Here is an 18,696-nt window from a genome sequence, read left to right as displayed (position 1 = left end):
TCTAATGCCGTAACATGAAGATGTAAAAAAGGTTGTCCTAAATTACCTTTGTGGGCGTGATAACATCGCCTATGCCTCTGTGTATTGCCTTATTTGTGGTGCTAAAATGGTGCCCAACTTTACAAAATCAACTTATACGGAGACATGAGAAGATACACGCAAAAACGGAAAAACCATTGAAAATACAGGCTTTCTTCTCGCTTCAATAAATACTTGCAAGAAGTTATAAGACGATTTTCGTCTATAAAATCTATAAAAAATAGTACACAAAATTTCAAGGATCGTTTTGTCTGATATCACGAAAGTGATGTTAAACAAAGCGGTCTTTTTTTATGCCCTGAAGGAGGCGACAGCAAAAGGCATATAGAAACCGCAAATAAATATTACGGAGGGATAAAATGAAAAAGTTAAGTTTTAACAGTACGCTCAATCATAAGAGAGATAGTTACGATACCTATGAGGTAAGTGTGGAAAAGGTCATAACTCTTTGCAGCGATGAATTTTCAAAGCTGAAAAACTTCACCCTTGACGATAACCGTTACATTGCCCGGTATCATAAACAGATGTGCATAGACAGCGAAAATGTTGCACACTGTCTGCTTTTTGTTGACAACAAAAGCGGCGACGGAATACTTGTCGATTCCGAGGGCGCAAAATACGCCCGAAAGTCGCAGTTCATTCCCAATGCAAGAGCATTGATCGAAAACAACGAGCTGACCGAAGCTGAAAAGAGAATACACGAAAGGCTTAAGGAGATCACAAAAGGTATAGCCGTGAAAGCACATTGCGGAGATAAGCGCGTTTATTTTGAGGATGTTCTCAACGAAGAAACTATGGACGAGATCAAAACTGCTTTCATTCAGGCGGTTGGTGAAATGCTTGAACAGCGTGAAGATATCCGTTCTGTACAGATCAATGAACTTGATATTCCTTTTCAATCGGAAATAGAGGTAGAAGCTAAGCCGCTGCAGACGGAAGAAGAAATGGAAATCAGCCGGAATGAAGAACCCGAAATGAATCTTAAAATGTAAAGGGAAAGCGGTCTTTTTGCGGATAAGTGAGGTGAAAATTTGTAAGGAAATTTTAACGGTATCAAAAGACGGAATTTCGGAATCGAAATAGAAATGACAGGACTGACCAGATGTCAGGCCGCAAAAGCGGCGGCAAAGACGCTCGGCGGACAGGTATCCCATAACGGAGGGTTTTACGATAAATATACCGTAAGCGACAGCAAGGGCAGAAGCTGGTCGTTCGTATCGGATTCCAGTATTATCTGCAAAAACCGAAACGGCGAGGCGGCTTCCAGAGCCTACAGCGTGGAGCTGAATTCTCCTGTGCTGGAGTATGATGATATACCTCTGCTGCAGGAGGTGATCAGGACTCTGCGGCATGCCGGAGGAATTACCGGACCCGCATATAAATGCGGAACGCATATCCATATCTCAGCGGACGATTACACGCCCCGGCAGATTAGAAATCTTGTAAATATCTTCTCAAGCAAGGAGGATTACCTGTGGGAAGCATTGCAGGTCTCGTCAACCCGCGAGTGGTACTGCAAGAAAATCGACAAAAGTTTTGTGGAAAAACTAAATAAACGAAAGCCGGATACGATAGAAGAAATAAAAATGCTGTGGTATAACGGAAATATGTCGGAGGAGCATACCCATTACTCAGAAACAAGATACAGAGCGCTGAATCTTCATAGCTGCTTTCAGCACGGTCATTATGAGATCAGATGCTGCAACGCAAGCCTTCATGCCGGAGAGATCAGAAGCCAGATAGTCCTGGCTCTGGCAATAAGCAACGCGGCGGTTACAAGAAAGTTCTGCTCCACTATCTGAACAGATGACGTATAGATGTCCCAATTCCAAAGCCGTAGGAACGTCAGTGATCAAGGATCATGAATTGGAATTCAGAAGTTACGCCACTATCGTTCCGAAAAAAGGCGCGAGCGTTCCCGTTGTGATCTGGGAGCTTGAAGGAAGTCAAATTGTTTTAGAGAACACGAACAGCTAACTACACCGCATAATTGAATATTGAATTTTGAAGCACTTGCTTTTGACTGATTTGCAGTCAGAGGACAGGTGCTTTTTTTACGCTCAAAAATAATCCTCTGGAAATTTGACAAGGTGGACTTAACAAATGAGGTTTTCGTGTGGAAACAGGTAGAGATGAAATTTCCGCACCTTGAAAACTTCATAGCAGCCGCCAGAGAGATACCTGCCGCAAAGGATAGTATGCCACGATACGAGCCTGCCCTTTGCTTAATGGGTGCATAGCACCGACAGAGAGAACTCGGTCAAAGGGAGCGTGGAACGGTATGGAGTGGCTGTGCATACATATCTCAATTCTTGCGATTGGGGTATTAAAAATTTTAAGGAGGAAACGCCTATGTGCAAGTATGTAACCAGACGAAAACCACGAAAGGAGTACCGCTATGCAGAAGTTAAAAACGGTGGACGCAGACACGCTGCTCTATCAGCCGCTTGAGAAGCCCTGCTTTGTGGTGGACGGTCTTATCCCCACAGGTCTTTCTCTGTTCTGCGGCTCGCAGAAAATCGGCAAGAGTTGGCTTATGCTGAAGCTCTGCCTTTGCGTGTCGCAAGGCTCGCCCTTTTGGGAAATGCCCACAACGCAGAGCGATGTGCTGTATCTCTGTCTGGAGGATACCTTTTACCGTATTCAGAACAGGCTCTTTAAGCTGACCGATGAAGCAAGCGAACGCCTGCACTTTGCCGTGGCAAGCTGCAAATTAACGGACGGTCTTGTAGGACAGCTTGAGGACTATCTGAAAGCCTATCCCGAAAGCAGGCTCATTGTTATCGACACCTTGCAGAAGATACGGACATCTTCAAAGGAAAACGCCTACGCTAACGATTACGGGGATATATCCATTATCAAAGACTTCGCCGACAGACATTCCCTTGCGGTGGTGGTCGTTCATCATATCCGCAAGCAGGGCGATAATGATGTGTTCAATAAAGTATCTGGCACAACAGGACTGACGGGGAGTGCGGACACCACCTTTGTATTGGAAAAGGAAACGAGGGCTTCTGATACTGCAAAGCTCTATTGCGTGGGCAGGGATATTGAGTATCAGGAATTTACTCTCCGTTTCCGTGAGTGTGCTTGGGAAATGGTGGAACGCAAAGGGCAACAGCAGCTTGCAGAGGAAAGCATACCGCCTGTTCTTTTTCGGGTGGTGTCCTTTATGCAGAGCAGAGAAAAGTGGTCGGGTACGGCAACGGAACTTCTCTCACAAATGCAGGAGAATAACATACCGCCGAATGTTATCACAAAGCTGCTCAATGAATATCGTGCCACTGTCTTAAATGAGAACAATGTCTGCTACGATTACAAACGGACGAAAGCAGGCAGACGGATTGTTCTTTCAAGGGGTGACGGCGTTGACAGCGGTGACGGTTATTTTGGGATACCCCAAAATACGGAAACTGCTGACACCGACACCCCGTTATCCGAAGCGGAAAGCGTAGGATAATACAAGGCGAAGCCTTGTCAAAAGGGAGTCCAGAGGGAACATCTGGCACACCACCTTGCCTGCAAGGTGTAGTGTGTTACACCCTGTAAACGCATTCGGAAAAATCAGAGATTTTTCGGAACGCAGGAGTGGATTTACGAGCCGAAAGAGGGCGAGTAAATCCCACGCCTGCACCTGCGTTTTTGGGGTGTTCTCCCGTAAGGGCTGACAGCGGCGGGGGTATCCCGATAAAACCGTCATCACCGTCACCGCTGTCAACCTGTCGGGCAAGGCATACGGTATCGCACATCAAAAAAGGAATGGAGGAATACAACAATGCCCTATGCAATCCTGCGTTTTCAGAAACGCAAGGCTGGCTCTGTGGCTGCCTGTGAGCGTCACAACGAACGCAAAAAAGAAGCCTACAAGAGCAATCCCGATATTGATATACAACGGTCAAACTTGAATTATCACCTTGTCGCACCGCCGAAATACACCTACAAAAAGGAAATCAACCGTATGGTGCGTGAAGCAGGCTGCAAGGTGCGGCGTGACAGCGTAATGATGGTGGAAACCCTCATTACCGCTTCGCCAGAGTTTATGAACAGTTTACCACCTGCCGAGCAGAAAGCATATTTTACGATGGCTTTAGACTTCCTTGCTGAGCGTGTCGGCAGGCAGAATATCCTCTCCGCCGTGGTGCATATGGACGAGAAAACGCCCCATATGCACCTTTCCTTTTGCCCGATTACACCAGAGGGAAAGCTGTCGGCAAAAGCCTTTTTAGGCAATCAGAAAACCTTGTCTGAATGGCAGAGTGCCTATCACGAGCGTATGTCCTCACGGTGGAATGAGTTGGAGCGTGGGCAGTCCTCGATGGTTACGGGGCGTAAGCATATTCCCACTTGGCTCTTTAAATTGGGTGGCAGACTGGATAAGCAGTATGAAGAAATCGTCAAGGCTCTGTCCGATATGAACGCCTTTAATGCAGGGAAAAAGCGTGACAAAGCTCTGGAGCTGCTCTCTGCTTGGCTGCCCGATGTGGAGAAGTTTTCAAAGGAAATCAACAAACAAAGTGCCTATATCGACAGTCTGAAAGCACAAATCGGGCAGGAAGCCGACTATGCAGGGCGTATGCGTGATGAAAAGTATGCGGAGGAATTAAAGGTACAAAAGGCAAACGCAAAGATATTTGAATTGCAGCGTACCAACAGCCAGATGGAACGCTTGTTAAAGAAAATCCCACCCGAAGTGTTGGAGGAAATACAGAAATCGGGCAGGAACAAGTCAAGAGAAAGGTAGGTTAGACAATGAAAAAACAGGATTTTACGGTATTAAAGATTGAAGATTTACACCCATTCCCCGACAATCCTTTTCGGGTTGTGGAGGACGATATGCTGATGGAACTTGCGGAAAGTATTAAGGAGTTTGGAATGGTCACGCCGATTATTACCCGCCCCAAAGAGGACGGGAACGGTTATGAGATTATCGCAGGACAGCGGCGTGTCCGTGCGTCACAGCTTGCAGGGATTGATACCGTCCCTGCTTTTGTTTTGCCCTTAGACCGTGACAGAGCGATTATTACCCTTGTGGACAGCAACATTCAGCGTGAAAATGTGCTGCCCTCGGAACGTGCCTTTGCCTACAAGATGAAATTGGAAGCGATGAAGCGGCAGGGTTTCCGCACCGATTTAACTTCTGCCCAACTTGGGGAGAAGTTGACCTCTGTGGAATTACTCGCAAGGCAGTCCAACAACAGCCGCACACAAATACAGCGTTTTATCCGTCTGACGGAGCTGATACTGCCGATTTTGCAGATGGTGGACGAGGACAAAATCGCCCTCACGCCTGCGGTGGAGTTATCCTTTCTGAAGAAAGACGAGCAGGAAAATCTTCTCATCACAATGGAGAGTGAGGACGCAACGCCCTCTCTGTCACAGGCACAGCGTATGAAACGGTTAAGCCAGTCGGGGCGGCTTGATATGGATACCATCTTTGAGATTATGACGGAGGAAAAGGCAAACCAGAAAGAAACGCTCAAATTTAGTGCTGACAGGATACGAAAATACTTCCCGAAAAACACAACGCCAAAACAGATGGAGGACTATATCATCCGCCTTTTGGAGCGTGAATTGCAGAGAAAACGAAATAGAGAGAGCCGATAATCTTCTTTTTCGGTTGGTAAATACAGAAAGCTGAGGTGCAGGAAATGAAAAAAATTCAGTATGAAATCGTCAAAGAAATCGCTGTCCTTTCTAAAAGCGACAGCGGCTATACAAAGGAAATCAATCTGATTTCGTGGAACGGGAATGAGCCGAAGTATGATATACGCAGCTTTTCTCCTAACCGTGAGAAGTGCGGAAAAGGCATTACTCTGACTGAATCGGAAGTGAAAACGCTCCTTGAAGCATTGGAAACGGAACTGAAAAGCAAATAAATTGTTACGGATTGGGGGCGTTTTACGCTCCCTTTTCCTTTTTGGAGGGAGGTATTTGCCTATGGCAAGAACAGTTACACGCCCGAAGATAACGGTGCAGGCGGTCTATACGGGCGATAAAGATATGCAGGAACTCTTTCTCTCCCTGCTTGTAAATGCGGTGCGGAACGGAAAAACTTCTGTCCGCACCTTTGAGATTGTGAAAGATGCAGAATACAATGAGGACAGAAAACAGAGAGAGGAGGCAGACGAATGAGCGTTTTAAGGACAGCCCTCTACTGCCGATTATCCAAAGACGATATGGTGCAGGGTGACAGCGAAAGTATCAAAACTCAAAAAGCAATGCTCACACAGTATGCAAAGGAACACGGTTTTTTGGTGGCAGAGGTGTATGTGGACGACGGTTGGAGTGGATTAAATTTTGACCGTCCGAGCTTTAACCGTATGCTTGATGACATCGAAGCAGGAAAAATTGATGTGGTTATCACAAAGGATTTATCCCGTCTGGGGCGTGACCATTTGAAAGTCGGACACTTCACGGAGATTTATTTCCCGATGAAGAATGTGCGGTATATCGCCGTCAATGACTGTGTAGATACCGCCAACAAGAACAACGATATAGCGGCTCTGAAAAATGTAATGAACGAATTTTATTCAAGGGATAACTCCCGTAAAATCCGTTCTTCCATTCGGGCAAGGGCAAAAGCAGGCTTGTACCGCAGCTCCTTTAACCCTATTGGTTATCTGAAAGCACCCGATAATCACAACAAACTGATTGTTGATGTGGAAACCGTTTGGATTGTGAAGCGTATTTTTGAGCTTGCCAACGCAGGAATGGGGGCGCACAAAATCGCCACGCAGTTCCGTAAGGAACAAGTACCCTGCCCCTCTTGGTGGCTTCATTCAAGGGGCGAAAAGGACTATTCCAAACGCTTTGAAACTCCCGAAAACAAATACGAGTGGTCGCACACGGTCATTCGGAATATTATCTCTAATCCCCTTTATCTCGGACATACCGTGATGTGCAAGACAGAGAGCATTTTTAAGGTGGGAAAGAGTAAAAAAGTACCCGAAGCCGAGCAGATACGGGTGGAAAATACCCACGAGCCGCTTGTATCACAGGAGATATTTGACGGAGCAAACGCAAAGATTTTAAGCCGCAGGCGTGAGGATACAGAGCATTTCGTATCTCCCTTTGCAGGACTTGTGAAATGCGGCACTTGCGGAAAGGCGTTGGGCTTGCGGTATTGGGGCAAGGACAGAAACCGTGTTTATATCTGCACCACCTACGCCCACAACACAAAATCCTGCACAGACCACCGCATTTACTATGACGATTTATACAAGGCGGTGCTTGCGGATATTCAGTACCACGCCCGTATTGCCTATGAGGACAAGGATAAGGCGGTGGCTCTGGCGGTCAAGATGAACGACAAGGCGGACGGGAATAAAGGCAAAACCAACGAAAGCAAGCTGAAGCAGACAAAGAAACGCTATGACGAAGTGACAAGGCTGTTTGACCGTCTGTATGAAGATTCTCTTTCGGGGCGTATTTCTAATGATAACTTTAACCGTCTGGTCGAGAAATATCAGAGCGAGCAGGAACAGCTTTTAAGGCAGATAGGCACACTTGAAAACGCCTTGCAGGAGGTTAAGGACAATCAGAGAAATGCTGTGAAATGGGCAGATTTAATGGCTGAATATGTGGGCATACAGGAATTGACCGCCGAAAACCTCAATCTTCTGATAGAGCGTATCGAGGTATTTGACCGAACGGAAACGGACGGAGAAGTCTTGCAGACTATCCGTATTTGTTACCGCTTCGGCGGTTACATAGGGGAACGGACTTTCAAAGCAAAGGTCTTAAAGCACCCTTGCAGGAAAAAGGGCTGTCCTCTGGAAAGGAAAGAAAATGAGTGAGAAAAAATATCATTTGTATCTTAATGAAAACGAACTAAGGTTAGTGATTTACTGCCTGAATGAGCTTCGCAACAAGCTCATAGCAGAGGGCAGATATACGGACTGTGTGGACGAACTGCTGATAAAAGCGGCAAGAGCAAAAATAGTAAAAATGAAAATACGATAACGGAGGAAAGGACAATGGGAAAATCAATCTTTGAAGAAATGGGCGGCAGATACGAAAAACAGGGCGGTTACCTTATCCCCTGCCTTACCTTACCAACCGAAAAAGAAACAGTTATCGGCATTTGGGGGCAGCGGCACTTGCGGTATCTGAAAGAATACCGCAGGGTTACATACACGAATCTTCTCACAAGCGGCAGGCTGAACGCCTACCTTGCCGACATCGACAGACAGGCACAGGAACGCTTTGAAACGCTCATAGAGCAGATAAAGCAGGCACAGGGTATCACGGAGCAGCTCAAGGCGGAAAATGCCTTAGTATGGGTTGGACGGATGAATAACATTCGGGCGTGTGCAAGGGAGATTGTGGAGAGGGAAATCATTTATACATAAGGCAAAGTGGCAGGGAGAAATCTCTGCTGCTTTTCTATTTTGGGAAGTTATTGTTAAACGATGTGTAATCTCTTAAAACAAGAGATTTAATATCCTATTTTAAGATGCCAAAAATCTGATACTCATATAAGAAAACTGATATAAAGGTACATATAAATCCTCGCCTTAGTTATATTTGGATATATAAATTTAACTGCTGTAAAGAATGTTACGGAAGTTCGTCTTTATGCTCTATGAGGTAGTCAATGAAATATTTACTGGCTATGGGTAAGCTTTCTTTTTCTTTATAAGCAACTGCTAAAGTTCTAAAAACAGGGGGAACAATCGGCAGACAAACATTTTCAAAATTAGTGTGGCGTAACATTAATTCTGCTAAAATACTTACGCCTAGTCCCGCTTCCACCATTGTCATGATAGCGTAATCATCATGGATCGTGTATTTAATATTAGGCATAAGTCCTTCTTTTTCAAACGCATCCATAGGTTCGCTGTAGTGTCCTTCTTCCAACATAATATAGGGTTCTTTTGCTATGTCTTCAAGGCGGACATATTTTTGATTTGCGAGAGGGTGTTTTTTGGGAAGTACAGCCAACATTTCTCCGTCTTTGATAGGAATTGTCTTTAAATCTGTACTTGCCGCAGGGTTTATAAATCCAAAATCTATTGCTCCTGCCCGAATCCACTCAGGAATTAAGGTATAGTCCCCTTGATGAAAGAGAAACTGCACATTGGGATATTTTTTTTGGAAGCCTTTGATTAGGGCAGGCATCCAATGACAGGTAATGCTTGAAATTGTGCCTACTCGTATGATGCCTGTTTCAAGTCCCTTAATTTCATTTGCTTTTTCTCTCATAGCCAAATATTGATTGATGGAGCGTTCAATAAACGGATATAATTCAGCTCCCTCTAATGTCAATTTTACACCATATCGTGAACGAGTAAGCAATTTTATGGATAATTCTTTTTCCAGAGATGCAACCATTTGACTGATAGAAGATTGTGTGTACCCTAAAGTATCAGCGGCTTTCGTGAAACTTCCAAGCTCTATTATCTTTTGTAAAGCAATATACCGATTCATTTTTTCAAATCGCCTTTCCTAATGTTGATATTAAAAACATTCGTTTTACTTATTTTAAAGCATGCTATATAATAAAGTCAAGTCCTTTGGAAGGACAACTCAAACAAAATACAAGGAGGATTATTATGAAACAGTACATAGTAGACGCATTTACAGACAAGGTGTTTTCGGGAAATCCTGCGGCAATCTGCATTTTAGACGAGTGGGTTTCAGAAAAATTGATGATGGCTATTACATTAGAAAATAACTTATCCGAAACTGCTTTTGCCGTGAAAGAAAACAATGCCTATTATTTAAGGTGGTTTACACCGGGCGGTGAAATAGATTTATGCGGTCATGCAACATTGGCGTGCGCTTATGTAATTTTAAGGTTTTATGAAACCGATTGGCAGGAAGTTTATTTTAAGACAAAAAGCGGGCTACTGCATGTGCTTAAAAATGGCAATCGTTATGAGATGGATATGCCTGCATATAAAATGACACAAATTCCCGTTACGGATGAAATAGAGCAGGCAATCGGTATTCGTCCGACAGAAGCATGGATGGGGCGTGACCTTGTTTGTATCATGGAAAGTGAAGAACAGATTGTAACGGCTGCTCCAAATATGGAACGGGTTAAAAAACTGGATGGCTTGCTTTTGCATATTACTGCAAAAGGCACTACATATGACTGTATTTCCCGTACTTTTGCTCCAAAGATGTATGTGGAGGAAGATGCTGTATGCGGAAGTGGGCACTGTCATATTATTCCCCTTTGGGCTGAAAAGTTGGGTAACAAAGAAATTACGGCTAGACAAAGTTCCAGAAGGGGAGGCACTCTTTACTGCCAAAATAACGGAGACCGTGTGAAACTTGCAGGAGAAGCGGCGTTATATTCAGTGGCAGAATTATTCCTTGACAGTGCGATAATAAAAGGGGAATCGGAATGAGTCCAAAGACAGAAAAAAAACAATATTCTTTCATGCAATATCTGCTTGCTATGATGGCAGCCTGCCTTGTATTTGCAATCATGCAGGGAATTCATGATAATTATGGCATCATGCTGAACGGGATTGTAGCGCATACTGGTATAGATTATGCTTCGGTTAGTTTTGTGATTGCCGTGGGACAGATTTTGTATGGGGCAACACAGCCTATATTTGGTATGTTGGCACTGAAAAAATCGAACGCTTTTGTAATGATGTGTGGAATTGTTTTCATGGCTGTAGGACTGATTGTTACACCTTTTTGCAGCGGATGGTGGAGCTTGCTTATTTTCTTCGGCATTCTGTTGCCTGCTGGTACGGGTGCGCTTTGCTTTGGGATTGTTATGGGAGCAGTTGCACCAATCATTGGCGAAAAAAGGGCGGCAGTAGCTTCGGGTATCATACAGGCAAGCGCAGGGATTGGCGATGCGCTTATGTCGCCTTTATTACAACAGTTTACCGATTGGCGGGGAGTTTCATTTTCCATGCCTGTATTTGCAATTCCTATTCTGCTTATGCTTCCAGTGGTTTTCTGGTTAGGAAATAAAAGGAAGAAAATTAAAGCAGACAATGGCGAAAATTTACCAGACGAACCGAAAAGCGAAAGTTTATCCGAAATTTTACATTTTGCTATGCGTGATTGCACTTATTGGTGTCTTCTCATAGGATTTTCAACTTGTGGTTTTCACATGGCAATTATCGAAACACACCTTTTTTCACAGTATATCTCTTGTGGGATACCAAATAATCTGGCATCTCTCACATTGACAGTTTATGGGATTTTTACAATGCTTGGTGCTGTAATGACTGGATTTCTGGGTCAAAAGTTCCGCATGAAAAATGTGCTTGCCTTTGTTTATGGCATTCGTGTTCTGATTGCAGTATCCTTTATTGTTCTGCCAAAGTCTGTACCATTTGCATTTATTGCCACAGGAATTCTGGGATTGACGGGTGATTCTACTGTACCGCCTACTACGGGTATAATTAGTCGTAAAGTCGGAGTGGCAAAAATGGCTGTTGTATATGGATCTATCTTTATCGGTCATCAGATTGGGGCATTTGTCAGCGCATGGCTTGGTGGTGTTTTTGCTAGCACTACGCTTGGATATTCTGCTTTATGGATAGTAGATTTATGCCTTTGTCTGACAGCAGCCATAGCTAGTTATCGGATTAAGGATTAATAGGAGGGATAAGAATAAAAGAAAAATGGATATTATGTCCTATTTGCAGAAATAAAACAAGGGTGCAGATACGGGAAGATACAGTATTGAAAAACTTTCCTCTCTATTGCCCGAAGTGCAAGCAGGAAAGTTTGATTGAAGCAAAGAATTTACATATAACAGTCATCAAAGAGCCAGACGCACAGACGCAGAGCCGATGAACTTGTGAGTAATCACAGTTTGTCGGCTCTTTCTTTTCAAAAAATATAGGTTGGACAAGCCCACCAAATAAAAAAACGGTAGATTTGGTGGGCTGTTTTTCTACGCCCAGATTGACAGTTTCCCCCAGACCCGTTTGAGTTTGGGGGGATTTCTTATGTGCTGGTCAAGTACCGCCACTTCGCTGCTTATTAGAAGCAGCAATTATCTACATAATACCACGGATTAGCGAGGATAATCTGTTAAAAAAATCTTTGCTTCTGCGTGGCACTCTTATACCCTAAAAACAGATGTCAAATATCTACATAATAGAAACAGAAATTCCTATATCCGCATTGGTTTGACAGCCTTTGCGGATTTTCTTTTGTCGAATTTTGTTGAGTTACAGGATAAGCCTGCTTTTGGTGTGGGATGTCGCTCTCCACCTTACAATCTGGATTTTTCAAAAAAATTCAGATTGGAGGTAAAGAGAAGTGGCATATAACCACGGACGTGAAGAGCGCAAATGGCGTATCTGGAAAGAAGCCGAAGAAAAGATATTGAGGGATTGCGGCGTTCCAGAAAGCACCATTGAAGAAATCCGCATTTACGATAGGGCTGACTTCAATTCCAATAGGCGGTTTTACCGTTGGACGAATGATGTGGCGGAATATCTTGAGGATATGCAGGATAAACAGAAGCCGAAAGAGGTTGTTACGATAACAGATTTATTGGATGAAATTGAAAACGAAAAACTGTATCGGGCATTGCTCACGGTGGACAAGCGTACATTGCAAATTCTTTTGCTGAAAATGCAGGGATATGCCCCAAAGGAGATTGCACCTATCGTTCATTTATCGTTGGGTGCTGTCTATGCAAGATTAGACCATCTGCGGAAAAAACTGCGAAAAATTTTATAACATCTAAAGCCTTGCTGTTTCCTGCGGGCTACTGGGTGAGAGGATAACAAACCTCTCACCCATTTTTTCAGCAGGAGGACAAGACAATGGCGATACCAAAAAGGTCATACTGGCTTCGGGAGGTAGTGACGAAGGACGGAACGAGTTACCATATCAGTTTTCGGGACGGGCAGGGAAAAATTCAAAAGCTGTGTGTACCGTATGACTTCTATATGGCGTTTCGGAGACTGGAACTTGATGAACGGAAATTAGAGAATTGGGATTGGCGGCACAGGGAGTTTTCAGAGATTTACGATGAAACGCTGAACAGACGGGCGTTAAGACTTCCCAAAGATGTTGATGAGCTTATCATTGAGGAAGAACAGGCAGAGCTGCTTCGTAAAGCGATAGCTGTCCTGCCCGAAATTCAAAGGCGGCGTTTCCTACTCTATCACGAGTATGATTTGAATTACTATCAGATTGGAGCAATGGAGTATTGCACACCGCAGGCGGTACGGCGGTCTGTCATTATCGCAAGAGAAAAGATAAAGGAACAGATGAAAAATTACCTCTGTGCCTGATAGGATTTATACAATGCCTTTGTATCTTCGGATATGAGGGCATTTTGCTATATGTTCTCTAATGGAATCTTACAGAAGCGATATTACCGCTCTGAACCGATACGAAGGCTATCCCCGGCAGTACAGACAGGAAAAAATGACGTTTGATCTTGGCGGCAAAAAATACGAGGGCATGGCGTATCTTATGAATAGCGGAGAGATATCTCCTCCTGCCCGGCAGTATTACGATATTATCCTGCAGGGCTACAGAGAAAACGATCTTGACGAAAGCTGTTTGCAGACCGCTCTGGAAAACTCGATTCAGCATGAAATTGACGAGAATTTGAACGATGACTTTCAGATGACTATAGGAGGCGGCTGAATATGCAGTATAAGGACTATTATGTAAAAATAACTCCCGACCAAGGCCTGATAAGGGAAGCTGAAAACGGTACGGACATTATGTGCGAAGGGTTCAGGATCGAGGTTTTCACAGACGGATCGGAAAAAGAAAAGCTGGACGAATTTTCTGCGGCTGTGAATTATGAGCTGCTTGAAAACAGTATGCGGGAGGCGGAGCAGTTTGCAAAGGACTGTATTGAATGCGGTATGAAGGAATATTACAGGAATATTGAAGGGTCGTGATACCAATGGACTAATATACTATAAAAAAAGAAACTATACGGAGGAAATATGATGATATATGATCAGAATAAGGTTGAAATACTCAGACAGAGATACCCTGAAGGCACAAGGATCTGCCTTGACAGCATGGAAAACGATCCGCACCCGATCTAGTTTCATGTCGTGGGTAGGCGGCAAAAAAGCGCTGAGGGACGAGATTCTCTCAAGGTTTCCGCTTTACTATGAGAAATATATCGAGGTTTTCGGAGGGGCAGGCTGGGTACTGTTTCATAAACCGCCGGGCATGGATTTCGAGGTCTGGAACGACTATAACTCAAACCTTGCAAATCTGTACCGCTGCGTCAGGGATAAACCGAATAAGCTCAAATACAAGCTCAGGTACGTCCTTAATTCCCGCGAGGACTTTAATTGGATCTCAGCTCTTCATAAGAAAGGACTGTTCGGCAGATTCCGTGACGTTGACAGGGCGGCTAAGTTCTATCAGCTGATACGGTACAGCTATGCAAGCGGTCTTGACAGCTTCGGCAGTCAGCCACATTCCATGTGGGCGGATTTTCCGCAGATAGATATGGCGGCGAGAAGATTGCAGAAGGTTGTGATCGAGAATAAGGATTTTGAAGGGCTGATAAGGCATTACGACCGCCCCGTCAGCTTTTTTTACTGCGATCCCCCGTACTTTTCCACGGAGAACTACTACAAGGACGTCGGCTTTAAAAAGGAGGATCATATCAGGCTCAGAGATACGCTTCTGAAAATCAAGGGAAAGTTTTTGGTATCGTACAACGACTGCCCTGAAATCAGGAAGCTGTGGGACGGACCAGGAATATATATTGAGGAAATATCAAGGCTTAACAATCTTGCCAAGAGGTACGAAGGCGGCTGTATGTACAGCGAGCTGTTTATCTCAAACTACAGGCAAACGGAAAGAAACGCGCTTCAGCTTTCAATGTTTGACGAAAATACGGGAGGTATTTAAGTTTGAAACAAAAACCAAACCCAATCTCTAAAAAAGAGCATAGCGAAAAGACCGTCTGAGTAGCGGTCAAAAAAAGATATGAGAAGCCACTATTGTAAAGGAGTCGAAAGAATCAATGGGTCAAGGACATAACCCATATTGGAAAGGATTGAGATAGCCTGTTCCTGTGAAATAACGCGAGCCAAAGGAGGTTTTTCATCTTTGTGGTAAAGCGTAGGATTGTACGGCTCGTTCTTGGCAAGTATGTTGAAGATGGCGGTTAAAAGTTTTCTAGCAATAGCGACCTTGGCTTTTTGTCCGCCCCTGCGTTTTTTGAGAGCCAAATACTTTTCTCGAATTTCCGGGTGTTTCTCGCTTCTGCTTGATGCAATGGCAATCTGAATCAAAAGAGGTTTTAGGTAAGCTCCGGATTTGCCGATTCGAGTAGTCTTTTTCTTGCCGGCGCTTTCATTGTTTTGAGGAGTGAGACCTGCCCACGAGCAAAGTTTTTTGGAAGTTTCAAAAACCGACATATCGACACCGATTTCAGCAATGATGCGGATTGCAGTAAAAACATCGTTAATTCCGGGAACAGTCATTAGCAGTTTAATTTGTGAAGTATACTTTTCGGCAATGCCGAGAATTAAGGATTCAAGCTCTGCTTTGTGACGGTCGAGAGAATTCATGTGGCTGCGGATAATTTTGAGTTTCTCCGCTTGTTCGTATGAGAAAACTCCGTCAACAGCTTTTTGGATTTTGTCAATAGGTGTACGACACCGTCCGTCAACAAAAGGAGCAACGTCAAAACTTTCTCCCGGATGTTCAAGCAATTGCGTAGTGATGGCAGAGGCGCTCTTTCCAAACACATTTGTAAACACATCATCAAGTTTGAAATTGAAAACGGTCAAGCAGTTTTGCGCTCTGTTCTTCTTGCCTGTAGTATCTGAGGAAAGTTTAACCCAATAGAGACAGAGATCACGAAGCTGACGGATATCTTTAGGCGGAATTAAACTACCATTTACAAGGTCGTGCTTAAACAAGTCGGCAATCCATTGAGCATCCTTTTTGTCGGTCTTTTGCCTTTTATTGCTTTTACGAATTTCGGAGGCTGACGACAACATTGCAAGTGTCCTCTAAAATGTTATGTATCGGAAACCAATATTTACCCGTGGATTCCATACAAACATCCTTGCAGTTGTTGTCGGAAAGCCAATCCTTTAAAGCTCGAAGTTCCTCTGTGTATGTGGAAAATCTGCGGGATTGGTATTCTGTTACACCCTGAGCGTTCGTAGTGGCAATACAGGCAATTACAAAATCCCTGTAAACGTCCATTCCGCAACAGATTGGATATACAATTTTCAGTTTACCCATTCAATGCCCTCCCAAAAAAGATTTGTGAGAAGCCATTGACTGGACATTCGGATAAAAACGAGTTGCGTTTTTACAACGATAAGTTTACAGGCTCAAAGTCCTACTTGTTGGTGCTTGAACAGATGTCCGACGACCTATAAATGAGCGCGATTACACAAGTGCACCGCACCTACCTCCACGTGTTCTGTAGTGTAGCTTCTCACACGAAAATTATATCATAATTATTTAAAAAATCTAAGCGAACAGACACCGACCGTTTTATTCCTTGTTGGTGCCTTTCGCAGAAAGGTATGGTTATAAATGAATATTACAAATGAAGAGTTATTGATGTTGGAACATTTGACTTATCTAAATGAAGATGTCACAAAAGCTGCTGACATAGATGGGTTTACTACGGTAAACTTAAAAGAATTTAAAGGTGATCTGATAATACGCATAAACCCTTGATTTTTCATACTATTTTGTATTTAATTATTGCTAAATATATAAAATTGTGTTATTATATATTAAGTGGTAATTTTATACAATATGGTATTAGAAAAATATATAAAGGGAGGTCTTTATGAAAATATTAAAAAGAATCTATATATTACTGCTGTCAGCAGTATTAATAATCGGAGGGAGCGGATGTGAATTGAATAACAGTGAAATTGTAAAAGAAGAGCAAGCAGCTCACGATGAATGGCTGAGGTGGAGAAAGGAGTTTCTTGCAGAACAGGAATTGCCAACGGAATATTCTCAATTAAGCGATTCACAGAAAACTTCAGTAAAAGCAATATATGAAATGATTATGTATTTGCAGGATAAATACGGCATTGAATTCGAATACACAGGATATGTAAGACCTCAGATATTGGAAGATGAATATTTGACTGCCATTCCTAAAGGTGGGAATGAAAAAACAGACACTGTTACAGTAACTCGTCAGGATGACGGCACGCTTACAGACGATTATCCTAATATTGCTGTAAGACCTTTTTATGAACAGATGATTACTGATTATATTGAGGATTATTTTGGGTCGGATAAGGTAAGAGTGTTTTCTACAGTTACTAAAACATCAATTGAAGATTTGAATAATATTTCAGCGGAAAAAATGAAAGGAGATGTGTATGGAAATAGTGTAGTATTTATTAGCAATGATATATGTACTGAAAACGAAATAAAGGAGTTTGCATCAGTATTTGTTGAATGGACGAAGGAAAATGGTCTTGTGAATTATACACAATTAATGTTGTTATATAATCCGGATATAGAAGAATTAAACCCAAATAAGTACTCTGATTATTATAGCAAGAATAATATAAAAGTGCGTTTGACATGCCATGTATACTCTGATGGACGTACAACGATAAGTAATGATAAATTATATGGTTAATATGGAGGTAAAAAATGAATATTACAGATGAAGAGTTATTGATGTTGGAACATTTGACTTATTTGAATGAAGATGTCACAAAAGCCGCTGACATAGATGGGTTTACTACGGTAAACTTAAAAGAATTTAAAGGTGATCTGATAATACGCAGAAACCTTTGATTTTTCGTACCATTTTGTATTTAATTATTGCTAAATATATAAAATTGTGTTATTATATATTAAGTGGTAATTTTATACAATCTGGTATTGGAAAAATATATAAAGGGAGGTCTTTATGAAAAGATTAAAAAGAATCTATATATTACTGCTGTCAGCAGTATTAATAATCGGAGGGAGCGGATGTGAATTGAATAACAGTGAAATTGTAAAAGAAGAGCAAGCAGCTCACGATGAATGGCTGAGGTGGAGGAAGGAGTTTCTTGCAGAACAGGAATTGCCAACAGAATATTCTCAATTAAGCGATTCACAGAAAACTTCAGTAAAAGCAATATATGAAATGATTATGTATTTGCAGGATAAATACGGTATTGAATTCGAATACACAGGATATGTAAGACCTCAGATACTGGAAGATGAATATTTGACTGCCATTCCTAAAGGTGGGAATGAAAAAACAGACACTGTTACAGTAACTCGTCAGGATGATGGCACGCTTACAGACGATTATCCTAATATTGCTGTAAGACCTTATTATGAACAGATGATTACTGATTATATTGAGGATTATTTTGGGTCTGATAAGATAAGAGTGTTTTCAAGAATATTCAATACTACAATAGAAAATGTTTCAAATATTTCAGAAGAATCTATTATAGGTAATGTTATCGGAAATAGCACAGTTTTTATCAGTAATGATATATGTAATGAAAATGAAATTGAAGAATTTGCATCATTATTTGCTAAATGGATGCAAAAAAATAATTTTGTAAGTGATACACAATTTATGTTGTTATATAATCCGGATATAGAAGAATTAAACCCAAATAAGTACTCTGATTATTATAGCAAAAATAATATAAAAATTCGTCTAACTTGCAGTGTGGAGTCTGATGGACGTATAACGATAAGTAATGATAAATTATATGGTTAATATGG

The 18,696-nt window shown here is 42.4% G+C and carries 24 protein-coding genes and 1 pseudogene; 22 read left to right on the top strand and 3 right to left on the bottom strand.

The window, feature by feature from the left end; genetic code table 11:
• The first annotated feature begins 398 nt into the window (after positions 1-398).
• The 4 genes from ACYQ0N_RS06570 to ACYQ0N_RS06555 all read left to right on the top strand — a co-directional run bounded on the left by ACYQ0N_RS06570 (position 399) and on the right by ACYQ0N_RS06555 (position 3,499).
• Positions 399-1,031, top strand: a complete 633-nt coding sequence (locus ACYQ0N_RS06570) for a DUF6329 domain-containing protein (protein WP_460162237.1) — start codon at positions 399-401, stop codon at positions 1,029-1,031.
• Between the two features lie 60 nt (positions 1,032-1,091).
• Positions 1,092-1,841 (top strand): amidoligase family protein, encoded by a 750-nt coding sequence (locus ACYQ0N_RS06565; protein ID WP_460162602.1) that lies wholly within the window; start codon positions 1,092-1,094, stop codon positions 1,839-1,841.
• 46 nt (positions 1,842-1,887) lie between these two features.
• Positions 1,888-2,016 (top strand): hypothetical protein, encoded by a 129-nt coding sequence (locus ACYQ0N_RS06560; RefSeq protein WP_460162236.1) that lies wholly within the window; start codon positions 1,888-1,890, stop codon positions 2,014-2,016.
• 421 nt (positions 2,017-2,437) lie between these two features.
• On the top strand, positions 2,438-3,499 hold the full coding sequence (locus ACYQ0N_RS06555; RefSeq protein ID WP_460162235.1) for an AAA family ATPase: 1,062 nt from the start codon (positions 2,438-2,440) through the stop codon (positions 3,497-3,499).
• A gap of 76 nt (positions 3,500-3,575) precedes the next feature.
• On the opposite strand, the gene ACYQ0N_RS06550 is transcribed toward ACYQ0N_RS06555, so the two are convergent.
• Positions 3,576-3,815 carry a hypothetical protein gene (locus ACYQ0N_RS06550; RefSeq protein ID WP_460162234.1) on the bottom strand — a complete coding sequence of 80 codons (240 nt, stop codon included), beginning with the start codon at positions 3,813-3,815 and terminating at the stop codon, positions 3,576-3,578.
• Here ACYQ0N_RS06550 and mobV point away from each other — a divergent pair.
• The 7 genes from mobV to ACYQ0N_RS06515 all read left to right on the top strand — a co-directional run bounded on the left by mobV (position 3,815) and on the right by ACYQ0N_RS06515 (position 8,390).
• Positions 3,815-4,780: a MobV family relaxase gene (mobV, locus tag ACYQ0N_RS06545; protein WP_460162233.1), complete on the top strand. Its 966-nt coding sequence runs from the start codon at positions 3,815-3,817 to the stop codon at positions 4,778-4,780. The two genes, ACYQ0N_RS06550 and mobV, sit on opposite strands and share 1 nt — an antisense overlap.
• An 8-nt stretch (positions 4,781-4,788) precedes the next feature.
• The gene (locus ACYQ0N_RS06540) at positions 4,789-5,643 is read left to right on the top strand and encodes a ParB/RepB/Spo0J family partition protein (protein WP_460162232.1); all 855 of its coding nucleotides are present in this window, start codon (positions 4,789-4,791) and stop codon (positions 5,641-5,643) included.
• Positions 5,644-5,687: 44 nt separating this feature from the next.
• Positions 5,688-5,915: a YdbC family protein gene (locus ACYQ0N_RS06535; protein WP_460162231.1), complete on the top strand. Its 228-nt coding sequence runs from the start codon at positions 5,688-5,690 to the stop codon at positions 5,913-5,915.
• Between the two features lie 61 nt (positions 5,916-5,976).
• Positions 5,977-6,171: a hypothetical protein gene (locus ACYQ0N_RS06530; RefSeq protein WP_460162230.1), complete on the top strand. Its 195-nt coding sequence runs from the start codon at positions 5,977-5,979 to the stop codon at positions 6,169-6,171.
• Entirely contained in the window at positions 6,168-7,835 is a 1,668-nt protein-coding gene (locus ACYQ0N_RS06525) for a recombinase family protein (RefSeq protein WP_460162229.1), read from the top strand. Before ACYQ0N_RS06530 ends, ACYQ0N_RS06525 begins: the two co-directional genes overlap by 4 nt.
• Positions 7,828-8,001, top strand: coding sequence for a hypothetical protein (locus ACYQ0N_RS06520; RefSeq protein ID WP_460162228.1), 174 nt, complete (start codon positions 7,828-7,830; stop codon positions 7,999-8,001). Before ACYQ0N_RS06525 ends, ACYQ0N_RS06520 begins: the two co-directional genes overlap by 8 nt.
• 14 nt (positions 8,002-8,015) lie before the next feature.
• Positions 8,016-8,390, top strand: coding sequence for a TnpV protein (locus ACYQ0N_RS06515; RefSeq protein ID WP_460162227.1), 375 nt, complete (start codon positions 8,016-8,018; stop codon positions 8,388-8,390).
• A gap of 208 nt (positions 8,391-8,598) precedes the next feature.
• Here the strand turns inward: ACYQ0N_RS06515 and ACYQ0N_RS06510 are convergent, their stop codons facing one another.
• Entirely contained in the window at positions 8,599-9,468 is an 870-nt protein-coding gene (locus tag ACYQ0N_RS06510; protein WP_460162226.1) for a LysR family transcriptional regulator, read from the bottom strand.
• A gap of 125 nt (positions 9,469-9,593) precedes the next feature.
• Here ACYQ0N_RS06510 and ACYQ0N_RS06505 point away from each other — a divergent pair, with 125 nt between their 5' ends.
• From ACYQ0N_RS06505 to ACYQ0N_RS06465, 8 genes are all read left to right on the top strand, one after another.
• Positions 9,594-10,397, top strand: a complete 804-nt coding sequence (locus ACYQ0N_RS06505) for a PhzF family phenazine biosynthesis protein (protein ID WP_460162225.1) — start codon at positions 9,594-9,596, stop codon at positions 10,395-10,397.
• Positions 10,394-11,614: an MFS transporter gene (locus tag ACYQ0N_RS06500; RefSeq protein ID WP_460162224.1), complete on the top strand. Its 1,221-nt coding sequence runs from the start codon at positions 10,394-10,396 to the stop codon at positions 11,612-11,614. Before ACYQ0N_RS06505 ends, ACYQ0N_RS06500 begins: the two co-directional genes overlap by 4 nt.
• Before the next feature lie 14 nt (positions 11,615-11,628).
• Positions 11,629-11,814 (top strand): cysteine-rich KTR domain-containing protein, encoded by a 186-nt coding sequence (locus ACYQ0N_RS06495; RefSeq protein WP_460162601.1) that lies wholly within the window; start codon positions 11,629-11,631, stop codon positions 11,812-11,814.
• A 471-nt stretch (positions 11,815-12,285) separates the two neighbouring features.
• Complete coding sequence (locus ACYQ0N_RS06490; RefSeq protein WP_460162223.1) at positions 12,286-12,711, top strand: RNA polymerase sigma factor; 426 nt, start codon at positions 12,286-12,288, stop codon at positions 12,709-12,711.
• 86 nt (positions 12,712-12,797) lie between these two features.
• Complete coding sequence (locus ACYQ0N_RS06485; protein ID WP_460162222.1) at positions 12,798-13,271, top strand: RNA polymerase sigma factor; 474 nt, start codon at positions 12,798-12,800, stop codon at positions 13,269-13,271.
• Positions 13,272-13,332: 61 nt separating this feature from the next.
• Entirely contained in the window at positions 13,333-13,632 is a 300-nt protein-coding gene (locus ACYQ0N_RS06480) for a gamma-glutamylcyclotransferase family protein (protein ID WP_460162221.1), read from the top strand.
• Between the two features lie 2 nt (positions 13,633-13,634).
• The gene (locus ACYQ0N_RS06475; protein WP_460162220.1) at positions 13,635-13,895 is read left to right on the top strand and encodes a hypothetical protein; all 261 of its coding nucleotides are present in this window, start codon (positions 13,635-13,637) and stop codon (positions 13,893-13,895) included.
• A gap of 157 nt (positions 13,896-14,052) precedes the next feature.
• Entirely contained in the window at positions 14,053-14,871 is an 819-nt protein-coding gene (locus ACYQ0N_RS06465) for a DNA adenine methylase (RefSeq protein WP_460162218.1), read from the top strand.
• Positions 14,872-14,960: 89 nt separating this feature from the next.
• Here ACYQ0N_RS06465 and ACYQ0N_RS06460 read toward each other — a convergent pair.
• Positions 14,961-16,221, bottom strand: a pseudogene (locus tag ACYQ0N_RS06460) (IS110 family RNA-guided transposase).
• Positions 16,222-16,783: 562 nt separating this feature from the next.
• On the opposite strand from ACYQ0N_RS06460, the gene ACYQ0N_RS06455 reads away from it, so the two are divergent.
• The 3 genes from ACYQ0N_RS06455 to ACYQ0N_RS06445 all read left to right on the top strand — a co-directional run bounded on the left by ACYQ0N_RS06455 (position 16,784) and on the right by ACYQ0N_RS06445 (position 18,691).
• On the top strand, positions 16,784-17,599 hold the full coding sequence (locus tag ACYQ0N_RS06455; RefSeq protein ID WP_460162217.1) for a hypothetical protein: 816 nt from the start codon (positions 16,784-16,786) through the stop codon (positions 17,597-17,599).
• Positions 17,600-17,613: 14 nt separating this feature from the next.
• Positions 17,614-17,760, top strand: a complete 147-nt coding sequence (locus tag ACYQ0N_RS06450) for a hypothetical protein (protein ID WP_460162216.1) — start codon at positions 17,614-17,616, stop codon at positions 17,758-17,760.
• 115 nt (positions 17,761-17,875) lie between these two features.
• Positions 17,876-18,691 carry a hypothetical protein gene (locus tag ACYQ0N_RS06445; protein WP_460162215.1) on the top strand — a complete coding sequence of 272 codons (816 nt, stop codon included), beginning with the start codon at positions 17,876-17,878 and terminating at the stop codon, positions 18,689-18,691.
• The last annotated feature ends 5 nt before the right edge of the window (positions 18,692-18,696 follow it).

It is taken from the genome of Ruminococcus sporogenes (assembly GCF_054655175.1).
Note: the sequence above shows the minus strand (reverse complement) of the source record. Positions and strands in the feature narration are given on the sequence as shown.